Source organism: Spiroplasma taiwanense CT-1, from assembly GCF_000439435.1.
GTDB classification, from domain to species: Bacteria; Bacillota_I; Bacilli_A; order Mycoplasmatales; family Mycoplasmataceae; genus Spiroplasma_A; species Spiroplasma_A taiwanense.
In genome coordinates, this window is the sequence record NC_021846.1 from 944,772 (window position 1) to 957,826 (window position 13,055).

The window sequence follows — 13,055 nt, forward strand, 5'->3', positions numbered from 1 at the left end:
AAATCGCATATGCGATTTTTTTATTATTTAATTTTAATAAGATATTATTTTCGAATTACAGTTTGTTTTGAAAAATCAATAATCATTGATGGGCTATTTTTTAACTCTCCATCTCAATAAACTTTAAAAATTTTATTGCTGAAGTTTTCTAATTCATCTTTTTGTGTTAAAAAATCAAAACCTGTTTTATTAACACTTGTTGAAAAAATTGGTCCTGTTTTATCAATAATTTTTTTTAAATCTTTTCTTTTAATCATTCTTAATGCAATGTTTTTATTTGGATTTTTTTTCAAGCTTATAATCTGAGTTATAGGTCTTAAATCTAAAAAATTATTTTCTATTTCATTATTAAGCAATATCATTTTTTTTGCCTGCTTTAAATTTGAAATTAGTATAATTAATTTTTTATTATTAGGTGACATTTTTATTGAATTTATTAAAATTTCATTTTCCTTTGAAATAACTGCGCTTATTCCGTAAATTGTGTCTGTAGGAATTATTAAAACTTTTTGATTTTTTAAATTTTTTATTATTTCTTTAATTTCACTTCTATTTAACATTATTTTCTCTTTCTTTGATAATTATACACTCCATTAAGAACCATTGATTTTGGCGCTCATTTTGTAAAACTTTTAAATATTTTGTTTCTATTTCCTATAATTATATAATCCTTCGTTTTAGTTTTTAAACCCTTTAAAAGACTTTTTTTTGCATAAGATTCTATATTCATAAATTTCGAATTATTTTTATATTTTGCTTCCTTTTGATTACTACTTCTATTTCAAAAATCAGTTTTTAATGGTCCAGGAGAAATTGTAATTACTCTAACATTTGATTTTGTTTTTTTAAGTTCAGTGTTAATTGCAATTCCTAAATTTAGAACATATGCTTTTGATGCAGCATAACTGGAAAAAACTGGTGCTGGTGAAAAAGCAGCAATTGATCCAATATTTAAAACTCTTCCCCTATTTTGATTTTCAAATTTTTGAACAAATAATTTTGTAAGAATGTGCAAAGCTTTTATATTTAAATCAATCATATTTAATTCTTTTTCTAAATCTGTTTGCTTAAAATATCCCCAAACACCAAAACCTGCATTATTAATTAATAAATCAACATTAAATTTTTCTGTTTTATTATAAAGCTCATTTACATTATTAATATTACTAATATCTAAATTTCAAGCCTCAATGATTAATTCTGGATAATGTTTCTTTAATACTTCAAGGCTCTTTGTGTCTCTTGCAATTGCAATTATATTATAACCCATTCTTAATAAATACTTACAATACTCATAACCTAAACCTTTGCTGGCTCCTGTAACAATCGCAAATGTATTTTTTGCTAATTTATTTTTTGTCATCACTTGTTCCTCTTTCAGTAGATATGTTAAAAAGCATTTTCCTATTTAAATAGATATAAATAGCTGCAGAAATTATAGATAAAATCACTGTAATGTACATTGGTATCATAATTAATTGATTAATTCCTCCATATTCTCCCAAATTACTTAAATTTTTAAAAGTTCCTAATCCAATAAAAAATAAAAGACTTAGTCCAATCATTTCAAAAGTTGCTTTATATTTTCCCATTTTATTTGCTGCCATAACATAAGAGGAATTTGCAAGCACTTGTCTTACAACATCAATTAGAAAATCTCTACATATTAATATTACACACATTCAAACCGGAATTAATGGTATTTGTCCACATGCAAAAACAATTAATACAGAATTTGTAAGTAATTTATCTGCAATTGAATCAAAAAATTTACCAAAATTTGTAACCATATTGTATTTTCTTGCAATATAACCATCTAACATATCTGTTAAACTTGCAATTATAAATAAAATACCAGCAATTAAATATGCAATAGATAATTCATAGTTTTCTCCAATTTTTATGTTGTTATTAAATACTTGATAGAAATTTGGAGATAATAATAGTAAAATAATAATAATTGGTATCAAAATAATTCTGACCATTGTGATTTTATTTGCTAAATTCATTTTAGACCTCTTTTCAATACTTATTTATTATAATACATAATATATTAACTAAGTATTTGTTTTACCCAATATGATAACATTTTAAAATAGGAGAAATTCATGAACAAATTTATTTCAGAAAAAATATATATAACTCTTGACGAAAGTGGAAAATTGAATCAAAATGATATCGATAATTATTTTATTGTGGGTGGGTTTTTTACTCAGATAAAGAAATTGTAAAAACGAAAATAAAACAAATTGAACAGGATATTAAAAATAAATATAATATTCCTAAAAATTTTGAATTAAAAGGTAATAAATCAGATGATATGGCTACAATTGATTTTATAAATGAAGTTTTTAGTGAAATTAAAGATTTAATAGTACCTATTTTTTCTGTAGTATCTAGAAATGAATTAGTTGAACATTTTACAATTAATGAAATGTTAGCATATGATTTCTTTGTAAATAACTTATTAAGTTTTTATTCAAAATTATTTAATTTTGAAAATTATTGTAAAACAATCTATATTTTAATGGACGAAAGAAATTTAAAAAAAACAGATTTAAATCAATTAGAAAATTTATTAAAAACTAATTTTATAGAAAAGCAATTTAATATTTACACTTATTACTTATCAAGTAAAATGACTGATGTGATTCGTTTTGCAGATATTTTAGATCATGTTGTTTATACTTTCTATAATAATCCTGACTCAGAAAAAAATTACTTATATCAAAATAAAATTAAAAAGGAAATCTTAGAAAAATTAAAAAAGGAACAATTTATTATCCCTTTAAAAAATCTTATTTTAAGACATTAGAATATTTTTATAATAATGAAAAAAATCTTAAATAAGATTTTTTTTAAACTCTTATTGCACTTGGAACATATTGTCATTCTTTGACAACATTTGTATATATTTCAACATCTACAATTAAACCCATAAATTCAGCATTTGCACTTGATAATTTAACAACATCATGGACTCAACCATATTCATCAATAAGTGCATTATAATCAACAAAATAATCTGGTTTTAATATTACATTTTGTCTAATTAAAATTTCCCTAGTTAAACCCAAAATTTCACCAATATCTTCACATAATGTTATTTTTTTTAATAGTACTAACAAATCTTTTATTTCGTTTTTAGTAATTAATCTTTCTGGAAGATTTTCAAATTTACTCAGTATTCTTTGCGCATAAGCTGCAATTTTTCTAACAACAAATTTATCATTCATATTAATTTTTGTTGATTCAAAACTATTAGAGTCTTTTAAAAATTTAATTTTTTCAAAAGCTGCTTTCACTTTTTTAAAAGCCTCGTTTGCAGCAGAAAGTATTATTTCTGTACTTGCAAAAATTTTAGTATCAAATTTTTTTAACGCTAATTGTGATTGATTGTCTTGTCTTAAAGTATTAATATTTTGAACAATTTTATCAATTAAAAATAAACTATTAATGTCAATATTACTAATAACATCTTCTGAATTAATTTTTAATAACCTATCATTTATTTTAATATTTAAAAGACAATCATTATTAAAATAATTTAACAAATCTTCAATTGTATTTTTCAAAGTAATATTTAAATTCATTTTAGAATCCTTTAAGAAATCAATTCAACTACAGAATAATTTCTTTTTCCCTTTCTAACTATTATATAACTATCCACTGTTAAATACTCTTTATCAATTTTTGTATTTTGTGAAAAATCATTTGTATTATTAATTCAAATTGCACCTTCATTTATTAATTCTCTTGCTTCTCTTTTTGAAGTTACAATATTTGATTGAACTAAAAAATCTACTAATTCAAGTGAAGTTGTAACTTTTGTAACAACCAAAGAATTAACTATTGAAAGTAATTCCTTTTTTTTAAGTTCTTGTATATTACCACTAAATAATGATTCTGTAATTTTTTTTGATTTTTCTAAACCATTTTCACCATGAACAAATTTTGTTACTTCTTCGGCTAATGTTTTTTGCATTAATCTTTTAAAAGGTTCTTGTTTATGTTTTTCAATTAAAATCTCTATTTCATCTATTGAAAGAGTTGTTAGAAAATTTAAAAGGTTTTCACAATCTTCATCATTCTGATTAATAAAAAATTGATAAAATTGATATTCTGAAGTTTTATTTTTATCTAATCAAATCGAACCTGACTCAGTTTTTCCAAATTTTACACCATCTTTTTTCGTTAATAAATTCATAGTTATTCCACAAGCTTTTGAGTTTTCTCTACCAATTTTACTCGAAATATAGTCAATACCACTTGTTATATTTCCTCATTGATCTGAGCCACCAATTTGAACTCAACATTTATAATCTTCATATAGTCTATAAAAATCATATCCTTGAAGCATTGTATATGAAAATTCTGTAATACTCAATCCTTTTTCAATTCTAGTAGCTATATTTTCCTTTGCTAATAAATAAGCCAAATTAAAATCTTTACCAATATCTCGTAAAAAATCAATTAATGACATTTTTGAAAGTCAATCACTATTGTTTACAACTTTTATATCTGGTATTAAAAAAGAAAGTTGTTTTTGAATTGATTTCACATTATTTTCAACTTCATTTAAACTTAATAAGTTTCTTTCCTGACTTTTAAAACTAGGATCCCCAATCATTCCTGTTCCACCACCAAGAATTGCTATTGGAGAAAAACCATAATCATTAAATCTTTTTAAATTCAAAATTTGAATTAAATGACCTACATGTAAAGAATCTGCAGTTGGATCAAATCCACAATAAATTGCTGCATTTTCTTTTTGAGCATTCAATATTTTTTCTTCATTTGTAAACTGTTTTAATAATTTTCTTTCTTTTAATTCTTCTAAAATGCTCTTCATTTCTATTTCTCCTTATTAATTTTTTTGTTTTTTGGAATCTTCTACCTCATATACATCGTCACTCATACTAACTGAAACATCTTTTACTTTTGAATAAACTTCATCAGCCTTATCAATAATATCAACGGTAATTAATGCTAGATCCTTAGCAATAATTTTCATATTATCAGACTTTGCCAATTCCGAACCAATTTTTATTGAAGCTTGACCTAATTTTTGAAGTGCCTTGTAAGCTATTTCTTTAGTTTTTGCAGAATCTAATTCATTACTTGCTTCTCTTATGTTTGCCAATTTAATTTCAATGTTTGCAGCAACTTCATCTGACTCATCATTCTGTGATTTTTCTCAAGTTTCTTCTACTGCTGAAATAAATTTTTTTAATTGAGGTCTATATTTTTTTAAATAATCAACAAAATCTGCTCTAATTTCTACTCCTCTTTTTGGTGCTAAAAGCATACCTAAAAATAATCATGAGCCTATTTTTAATAATTTAAACATAATCAAGTTTCCTCCAATTAATCTTCTGAATTTGCAAATTCTCTCAATTTATCAACTAATTTATAAATAATATCTTTATTTTTTGTTGCAACTTTTACTCATGATTTTACATTTCTTTTTGCAAAAGCATCAAAAATATCAACATAATTTGTTACTCTTGCTACAGTATCAACAGTTGCATTCAACATTTCTGACTTATATGTTAAATCTTCAAAAAAGTAATCAACTTTTTTTGCAGCAATTCCCACTTTTCTCAAAGTAATAATTGTATATAGAGTTAAAATAATTGCTAATGCAAGTAAAATTGTAATCATAATTGTTTGAGTAGTTTCTACACTGCTATTTGCTAATAATATAACTGATATATTCATAAATAATTCTCCTAGTAATCATAATCATTATACAACACTATAATATCTTAATATAAAAAAACTTGATAATTAATCATCATCAAGCCCCAATCTTTCTTTTCAAGATTTAACTTCCCTTGGTGATTCTTTTTTTGAATCACTTTTTATTTGATTAGATCAAGCCATATCTCTATTTTTTCTCATTTCAATAATTCTTCTTGCTCTTTCAGTTTCTGCATTGTATGCATTGTTATAGATATGTTTTCTTCTTTGTTGAAGAGAAATATTTGCCTCACCTAAAACAATTGTATCAATATCATCTTGAATTTTTTCTAATGCTGAAAAGTACTCATCTTGAAGTTCCAATGTTTTTTCTAGTTCATCCTCTTTATTCTTATCTAAAAGGTTTGATATTTTTTTGCTTGTTTTATAAATTAATTTTGTAAGTTTTTGTTCTTCTTTAACTAATTTTTTTTCTAGCATTTTATTTTGAATTTCTATATCTTTAAATTCCTGTTTAACATTTGAAACTGTTTCTTCAATTTCCTTTTTTTGTTCTTCTGTAAAAGGTAAATTTTTTCTTTTACGAGGTTTAATAATTTCAGAATTTGATTCTAGATCTAAATTTGTATTTTTTCTTTTTGGTATAAAAAAGTTACTAGATTCAGAGTTTTTCCCCATAATTTCATTACTTTTTTTAATTTCATCTAATCTTTTTTTAGCCTGCTCATTTTGATTATTTTTAGTTTGTAATGAATCAACATTATTCTGGTTTTCATTATTCATTACTATCACCTACTTTATTTTTTGTTTTTTGTAATCTTCTTGGTTTAATAAGATTAGCTGTATATTCACTATTTTCCTGAAGAACTTTATCAAATTCTTTTAATTTTTTTAGCAAAAACTTTTCTTTTTTAACTTCATTATCAATATTATTCAAATTCAGTCCTTGAATAGTCTCTTCTGCTTCCTGATCTAAGTACTTTTTTTTAATATCCACAATTTGATTAATTTTTTCTTTAACCTCTTGCTCTAAAAAAAGAATTTTACTTTTATGTTGTTTATTTAAATTCTTTAAATTTTCACTAATATCAATTGTTTTATCTTGATTCATTTTAAATATTCCTGAAGTTTTATCAGAATTATCTTTTTGACTATTTCTTGCTTCTTGTGCTTCACGAGTAAGTCTTTTTGCTCTTTCTAAATCAGATTCTATTATTTTTGTTGAATGTTCTTCATGAAATGCTTTTGCTCTTTCACTATAGTTAACGCCTTTATTTTGAATTTTTGTAACATCTGTATACAATTCAACATCAACTCCACCCGTTTTCTTTAATTCTTCAATTTTTTGAAGTTTTGCAATTACTGGATCGTTTTCAATTACTTCATTTTGAATTATTTGTGATTTTTCTCTTGCACCATTAATAATTGATCCTAATACTCCTTCAACACTAGTTTTTTTCAATTCGCCTATTTTTTCTCTTAAATTCTTAAGTTTTTCTGAAGCTTCACTTGAAGTATTAACTTCCAGTTCCATATTTTTCTCTTCTACAAAACTTTGAATTTTAATAGACTTTGAATTTACATCATCTGTAAAAATAGGTTCCATATTTAATATAGGATCATCATTATATGTTCAATGATTTGGCGATCTTGATTCTTCTTGAGAATTAACAATTGCAGATTGAATTTTTTTCTTCTTTTTAAAAATCGCCATTATATTTACCTCAAATTCTAAAACTATACTAATATTTTATACTTTTTATTCTTTTAGAGTTAATGTTTTCTCTACCAAATTTTGATTGTTTTTCTCCATTAATTAAAACAATATCTCCTGTAAAACTAATTTTATTCTTTGTAATTGCTTCACCAACCCCATATATATCTACAGGAGTGTTTTCTTTTTCAAATCATGCAATTTTTTTCTCATCAAAGCCAGATGAAACAATTATTTTAACTTTTTCAAATCCATTCACATCAAGTTTTTCTCTTAATAATTTTATTAATGTTGGATTAACTCCATGTAATTCATCTGAAATTTCTTTTAAATTCATTAATGATTTATCTACTAACCCTTGAGAAGTATCTAGTCTTATAGCTCAAATTTTATCTTTAAATTCACTACAAACAGCTAAAGCATCTTTTATACAATCATTGTTATAATCAACTAAAACAACTAAGTTATTATTTGGGAAAACTTTGTTGTAAGCTTCTGTTGCTGCAATTAAATCACCATTAAATGATGCAATTAATGAGTGAGGCATTGTGCCGTTTAAAACTGGTTTTTCGTCTAAAAACTCAAATGATGCTGATGTAACAAAATTCTTTATTCCCCCAACATAAGAAGCATAGCCATCGATTTGCTGATTTAAAAAATAATCCATTCTATCATTCATGTTTAAAACAATTTTATTATTCGCAACACTTTTGATTTTTGAACAGTTTGTAGCTATTGTTGAAGCCCTTGACAAAATACCGTCAAATAAACCTTCAAAATGAGCAAATTCTTGGTATTTACCTGTAATTTTTAAAACTGGTTCTAAACTATTTACAATATCTCCATCATTTAATCCTTGAACCATTAAATTTTTATTATTTGATAAACTTAAAATTTCTTTGATAATTTCAATTCCACAAAGAACTATATTTTCTTTTCTTTGAAATCATTGCATTGTAATTATTTGATCTTTCTTGAATTTCAAAAGAATTTCTTTAGTTTTTTTAAAATAATCTGCAGAGTAATAATCCTCAAAAACTCTTTGATCAATATTAAATCTTCATTTTTTTATATTATTTCTCATATTGATCTTCCTATTTTAGAATCGTCTATTTTTAATTCCAAAATCCCTTCTGTATTAAAGTTAGAATTAGTGATTTCTAATTCTTTTGCTGAGCATAACATCCCATATGAATCAAAACCTTTTAATTTTCCTTGATTAATTCGCATTCCATTAGGCATCCATGATCCTATAGTTGCTAAAACTGTTAACATTTCTTTTTTTACATTATCAGCGCCACAAACAATTTGAATTACTTCTTTACCGGTGTTTATTTTACACAATGATAAGTGTGTATTTTGTATTTTTTCAAAATCAATTATTTTAACAATAATAAATTGATTTTCAAATTTAAAATTTTTAAAATATTTTTGCAAAATAGGATATGCAATTTCTTTTAACTTTGAGTCTTCTAAATTAAATTTTTTATTTTCTAACTTTATTTCAAAAACATTAAAACCCACTATTTCATCACCATTAAATAAAATTTCAACATTCTCTTCCCTTTTAGTGCTAGTAATATTTTTTTGCTCCATAGATATAATTAATGTATTAAATTGTTTTACATATTTTAAAAATAATTTCATTTTTTAAATCTCCTTTTTTATTGGAATAATACTAAAACAATTATATAATAATATAAGTATTATATATAGAGGAGGAAAAATGAAAATAGCAATTTTAATTGATTCTTCTGCTGGAATTAAAAATATTAATGAATATAAAGATTTATTTTTAGTTCCATTGATGATTACAAAAGAAAATGGAGAGCAAATTGCAGATGATCAAAATTTATTAGAAGATGAATTTTATGAATTAAATAATTTACAAGTATTAAAAACATCTCAAACAATTACTGGCAATATGCTAGAAAAATGAGATAACTTATTAAAAGAATACGATCAAGTTGTATGTCTTTTAATTTCTAAAGGACTTTCAGGACAATACAATACATTTAAAATGTTTTCAAAAGAAGAAGAATATAATCAAAAAGTATTTGTTATAGATACAAATGGAGTTAGCATTATTATAAAAAGGCAAATTGAAATAGTAAATAAATTAATTGAACAAAATAAAAATGGACAAGAAATTTTAGATATTATGGAAGAAAAATATAATAATTTTAAAGGATATATTATTCCAAAATCATTAAATCAATTAGTACGTGGGGGAAGAATAAGTAAAGCTGCTGCAGGGCTTGCAAAAATACTAAAAATTACACCAATACTAAAATATGATGGAACTATAGATAAACAAGGAAAAACAAGAACATTCAAAAAAGCTGTTGAAGAAGCAATTTCTCTACTTAGAAGTAGTTCAAATTTAGAAATAATTGATGTTGCTTATTCAAAATCAAGTGATGAAATAATTAATTTAGTAAAGGAAATAATTGAAAAATCTGGATTAAAAATTGGTTTATTTGAAAAAATACCAAATGTTGTAACATGTCATACAGGGGAAGAAACTTTTGCTTTCTTACCAATGATTGATATCTAAAAGGGAGAAAAATTAATGAAAATAGCTATCATAACTGATTCAGCAAGTGGAATAAATAATTTTAAAGATTATAAAGATTTATTTTTAGTTCCATTGATGATTACAAAAGAAAATGGAGAGCAAATTGCAGATGACGAAAATTTTACTGCAGATGAATTTTATGATTTAAACGATAAACAGTTATTGAAAACTTCTCAATCAATTCCAGGAATAATGATGGAAAAATGAGATAACTTATTAAAAAAATATGATCAAGTTGTATGCCTTTTAATTTCTAAGGGACTTTCAGGACAATACAATACTTGTAAAATGCTTTCACAAGAAAAGGAATATCTTGGGAAAGTATTTGTTGTTGATACAAATGGAGTTAGCATTATTTTAAAAATGCAAATTCAAATGGCTTATGATTTAATAGACCAAGGAAAAAATGGACAAGAAATTGAAGAATACATTGAGAAAAACAATCAAAATTTTGAAGTCTATATTATTCCAAAATCATTAGATCAATTAGTACGTGGGGGAAGAATAAGTAAAGCTGCTGCAGGGCTTGCAAAAATACTAAAAATTACACCAATACTAAAATATGATGGAACTATAGATAAACAAGGAAAAACAAGAACATTCAAAAAAGCAATTGAAGAAGTAATCAAATTACTTCAAGAAAATAATAAAAATAGTGAATATATCGATATTGCTTTTTCTAGAACAAGTGAAGAAGTAATTAAACAAGTAAGAGAAATAGTTGAATCAAGTTCGTTTAAAACTAGATTATGAGATGAAATACCAAACACTGTTACTTGTCACACAGGTAAAGAAACGTTTGCTATTGGGGTTTGAAAAAAATAATATTAATATAGATAGGTGATAAAATATGAAAATTGGAATTTTAGTTGATAGTTCAGCTGGAATAATTGAAAAAAATATTGAATCTAAAATTATTAAAGTTATACCACTACATTTAATTGTTGAGGATAAGGATGATTTTTTTGATACAGCTGAAAATATTGAAAATAATAACTTAATAGATATATTAAAAGCAAATAAGAAGACTTCAACTTCTCAAGCTTCTCCAGGAGAATTAATGAATAAATACGATGAAATGTTAAAAGAATTTGACCATATAATTCATTTAACAATTCCATCAAATTTATCTGGAATGCATGAAACTGCGGTTATGGTTTCAAAAGATGATGAGTATATGGGTAAAGTTACAGTAATAAAACATAGTTTAGCTGCAAATACAGTAAAGTATTTGGCTTTTAAATACAATGAAATGATTAATAATGGTGAAAGAGAACCAAGTAAATTCCAACAAGAAGCTGATTTATGAAAAGATGGTACTTTTATTAGTATAATTCCTGGTGATTTTCAAAAATTAGCTAAAGGTGGTAGAGCAAAATCGCTTTTAGTAACTATTTTAAAAATGATTAAAACAAAGGTTGCAATTCACTGATTAGAAAAACCAAAAAAACTTGGTTTAGGAAGAACATATGGTGCAGTTTTAGAAAAAATTTATTTTCCACTTTCAAATGAAATGAAAAATTCATATGAATTATTAATTGTATATCTAAATGAAGCATCGATTAAAGTTACTGATCAAGTTAAAAATTTCTTTAATGAAAAAAAGGTTTCTTTTACAATTGAAGAAATTCCTACAGTTTTCCCGTGACATGCTGGAGTAGATACAATTGGTATTATTGCAATTGAAAAATCATTAATGCCTAAAAATAAATAAAAAACCATTATATTTTTATAACAAAAATATAATGGTTTTTTTCTTCTAAATGGCAAGGGTAGCAGGACTTGAACCCACGACACTCGGATTTGGAGTCCGATGTTCTACCAACTGAACTATACCCCTATAAAAAAATGCCCTATTTTTTACTGGGCACAAATATAAATCTCAAATTTGGCAGGGGTAGCAGGACTTGAACCCACGACACTCGGATTTGAAGTCCGATGTTCTACCAACTGAACTATACCCCTATAAATACTTACTAATTATAACATTAGTAAGTTATTTTAATTTATAAAATGAGAAGTTTTTTTACTTTTTACATGATTCACATATACCATGCAATTCAAGTTTAAAATGTTCTAATTGCATTTTTTTAGATTCTAATATTTTTGAATATTCTAAAAATAAGTCACTTGCTAATGATGGGCTTTCCAAATCTTCCAATTTACCACAAATATCACAAGTAATATGTATTAACTGCTTCGAAATTGCCTCATACATGATTTGCTTTCCATTCATAGTATTTGCAAATAATAAGTGCATTTCCAAAAATAAGTCTATATTATTATAAATTGACATAACATTAACAGTTCCTAAATCTTTTTCAACAATTGATATTAATTCATTTATTGTGAAGTGTTTTGTTGTAGCAATTGCCTTTAACATAGAAAGTCTAACATCAGTTAATTTTATTTTTTTAGACTTAAATAGTTCCAAATATTCTGTAATTTTATTTTCTATTTCCATATTATTTCTTTAAATTTTCAATTACATTTAAAAGATCGCCCACAACTTTAATTGACATTAATTCATCATCTGAAATAGTTATATTTAATTTTTCTTCTAAAAGAACAATCATATCCATTAAATCTAATGAATCAAGTCCCATTGTTTTAAAATCTGTTGCATTTGTAATAGACCCTTTTGCACCTTTTTTCATAAGTGCTGATTTAATTTCTTCAAAATAATTCATATAATCACCTTAAATTATTATATAATAATTTAAGGTAAAATTTCAAATGTATTTTGCATGATTTTTCAAATACTTTATAGAAATTTTCTTAGGAAATTCTTGATCATCAAAGCTGAAAAGTAATTTTACATTGATATTTAATGGTCCTAAATTTTGAAATTCTACTAGAAAGTAGTATTTAAATTCAGGTAAATTAAAATAAGGCTTAGATTTAAAAAAATTTACTATGTACATTCTTTGTTCTAATTTAAAATTTATGTTCAAATTTTCTTTTGCAAAAAATTTTAAATTATTGCATCAACTTCATTATTTCCTGAATTTTCTGGTTTCTGTTCATCTGATGGTTTATTTGGTTTTATTGAACCATCTT

Annotated in this window: 18 protein-coding genes and 2 tRNA genes; 5 read left to right on the forward strand and 15 right to left on the reverse strand. The window is 24.3% G+C overall.

Features of this window, described 5'->3' with window-relative positions:
• Positions 1 to 44: 44 nt before the first annotated feature.
• The 3 genes from STAIW_RS04740 to pgsA are packed head-to-tail and all read right to left on the reverse strand — an operon-like array spanning position 45 to position 2,009.
• Complete coding sequence (locus tag STAIW_RS04740; protein ID WP_020834692.1) at positions 45 to 560, reverse strand: L-threonylcarbamoyladenylate synthase; 516 nt, start codon at positions 558 to 560, stop codon at positions 45 to 47.
• On the reverse strand, positions 560 to 1,363 hold the full coding sequence (locus STAIW_RS04745) for an SDR family NAD(P)-dependent oxidoreductase (RefSeq protein WP_020834693.1): 804 nt from the start codon (positions 1,361 to 1,363) through the stop codon (positions 560 to 562). The genes STAIW_RS04740 and STAIW_RS04745 overlap by 1 nt, the downstream gene beginning before the upstream one ends.
• Complete coding sequence (pgsA, locus tag STAIW_RS04750) at positions 1,350 to 2,009, reverse strand: CDP-diacylglycerol--glycerol-3-phosphate 3-phosphatidyltransferase (protein ID WP_020834694.1); 660 nt, start codon at positions 2,007 to 2,009, stop codon at positions 1,350 to 1,352. The genes STAIW_RS04745 and pgsA overlap by 14 nt, the downstream gene beginning before the upstream one ends.
• Positions 2,010 to 2,108: 99 nt before the next feature.
• On the opposite strand from pgsA, the gene STAIW_RS06735 reads away from it, so the two are divergent.
• Both STAIW_RS06735 and STAIW_RS04755 read left to right on the forward strand, forming a co-directional pair.
• On the forward strand, positions 2,109 to 2,231 hold the full coding sequence (locus STAIW_RS06735; RefSeq protein ID WP_020834695.1) for a hypothetical protein: 123 nt from the start codon (positions 2,109 to 2,111) through the stop codon (positions 2,229 to 2,231).
• A gap of 89 nt (positions 2,232 to 2,320) precedes the next feature.
• Positions 2,321 to 2,815: a hypothetical protein gene (locus STAIW_RS04755; protein ID WP_020834696.1), complete on the forward strand. Its 495-nt coding sequence runs from the start codon at positions 2,321 to 2,323 to the stop codon at positions 2,813 to 2,815.
• 43 nt (positions 2,816 to 2,858) lie between these two features.
• Here the strand turns inward: STAIW_RS04755 and STAIW_RS04760 are convergent, their stop codons facing one another.
• From STAIW_RS04760 to ytpR, 8 genes are all read right to left on the reverse strand, one after another.
• Positions 2,859 to 3,593, reverse strand: coding sequence for a hypothetical protein (locus STAIW_RS04760; protein WP_020834697.1), 735 nt, complete (start codon positions 3,591 to 3,593; stop codon positions 2,859 to 2,861).
• An 11-nt stretch (positions 3,594 to 3,604) separates the two neighbouring features.
• Positions 3,605 to 4,852 carry a tyrosine--tRNA ligase gene (tyrS, locus tag STAIW_RS04765; RefSeq protein WP_020834698.1) on the reverse strand — a complete coding sequence of 416 codons (1,248 nt, stop codon included), beginning with the start codon at positions 4,850 to 4,852 and terminating at the stop codon, positions 3,605 to 3,607.
• 15 nt (positions 4,853 to 4,867) lie between these two features.
• Positions 4,868 to 5,350 carry a gluzincin family metallopeptidase gene (locus tag STAIW_RS04770; RefSeq protein WP_020834699.1) on the reverse strand — a complete coding sequence of 161 codons (483 nt, stop codon included), beginning with the start codon at positions 5,348 to 5,350 and terminating at the stop codon, positions 4,868 to 4,870.
• 17 nt (positions 5,351 to 5,367) lie between these two features.
• Complete coding sequence (locus STAIW_RS04775; RefSeq protein ID WP_020834700.1) at positions 5,368 to 5,721, reverse strand: hypothetical protein; 354 nt, start codon at positions 5,719 to 5,721, stop codon at positions 5,368 to 5,370.
• A gap of 69 nt (positions 5,722 to 5,790) precedes the next feature.
• Positions 5,791 to 6,486, reverse strand: a complete 696-nt coding sequence (locus STAIW_RS04780) for a hypothetical protein (protein WP_020834701.1) — start codon at positions 6,484 to 6,486, stop codon at positions 5,791 to 5,793.
• A complete protein-coding gene (locus tag STAIW_RS04785; RefSeq protein WP_020834702.1) occupies positions 6,479 to 7,417 on the reverse strand; it encodes a hypothetical protein in 939 nt (312 codons plus the stop codon). Before STAIW_RS04785 ends, STAIW_RS04780 begins: the two co-directional genes overlap by 8 nt.
• A gap of 28 nt (positions 7,418 to 7,445) precedes the next feature.
• Positions 7,446 to 8,501 (reverse strand): nicotinate phosphoribosyltransferase, encoded by a 1,056-nt coding sequence (locus tag STAIW_RS04790; RefSeq protein ID WP_020834703.1) that lies wholly within the window; start codon positions 8,499 to 8,501, stop codon positions 7,446 to 7,448.
• Positions 8,486 to 9,064 carry a YtpR family tRNA-binding protein gene (gene ytpR / locus STAIW_RS04795; RefSeq protein WP_020834704.1) on the reverse strand — a complete coding sequence of 193 codons (579 nt, stop codon included), beginning with the start codon at positions 9,062 to 9,064 and terminating at the stop codon, positions 8,486 to 8,488. The genes STAIW_RS04790 and ytpR overlap by 16 nt, the downstream gene beginning before the upstream one ends.
• A 79-nt stretch (positions 9,065 to 9,143) precedes the next feature.
• Here ytpR and STAIW_RS04800 point away from each other — a divergent pair, with 79 nt between their 5' ends.
• Genes STAIW_RS04800 through STAIW_RS04810 form a run of 3 tightly spaced genes read left to right on the forward strand, consistent with a single transcriptional unit; the run spans position 9,144 to position 11,709 of the window.
• Positions 9,144 to 9,974: a DegV family protein gene (locus STAIW_RS04800; protein ID WP_020834705.1), complete on the forward strand. Its 831-nt coding sequence runs from the start codon at positions 9,144 to 9,146 to the stop codon at positions 9,972 to 9,974.
• A 15-nt stretch (positions 9,975 to 9,989) separates the two neighbouring features.
• Positions 9,990 to 10,820: a DegV family protein gene (locus STAIW_RS04805; protein WP_020834706.1), complete on the forward strand. Its 831-nt coding sequence runs from the start codon at positions 9,990 to 9,992 to the stop codon at positions 10,818 to 10,820.
• 25 nt (positions 10,821 to 10,845) lie between these two features.
• Positions 10,846 to 11,709 carry a DegV family protein gene (locus STAIW_RS04810; protein WP_020834707.1) on the forward strand — a complete coding sequence of 288 codons (864 nt, stop codon included), beginning with the start codon at positions 10,846 to 10,848 and terminating at the stop codon, positions 11,707 to 11,709.
• A gap of 50 nt (positions 11,710 to 11,759) precedes the next feature.
• Here STAIW_RS04810 and STAIW_RS04815 read toward each other — a convergent pair.
• The 4 genes from STAIW_RS04815 to STAIW_RS04830 all read right to left on the reverse strand — a co-directional run bounded on the left by STAIW_RS04815 (position 11,760) and on the right by STAIW_RS04830 (position 12,685).
• A tRNA-Trp gene (locus tag STAIW_RS04815) sits at positions 11,760 to 11,835 on the reverse strand.
• Between the two features lie 49 nt (positions 11,836 to 11,884).
• A tRNA-Trp gene (locus STAIW_RS04820) sits at positions 11,885 to 11,960 on the reverse strand.
• Between the two features lie 61 nt (positions 11,961 to 12,021).
• A complete protein-coding gene (locus tag STAIW_RS04825) occupies positions 12,022 to 12,459 on the reverse strand; it encodes a Fur family transcriptional regulator (RefSeq protein ID WP_020834708.1) in 438 nt (145 codons plus the stop codon).
• 1 nt (position 12,460) lies between these two features.
• Positions 12,461 to 12,685 (reverse strand): phosphopantetheine-binding protein, encoded by a 225-nt coding sequence (locus STAIW_RS04830; protein ID WP_020834709.1) that lies wholly within the window; start codon positions 12,683 to 12,685, stop codon positions 12,461 to 12,463.
• Between the last annotated feature and the right edge of the window lie 370 nt (positions 12,686 to 13,055).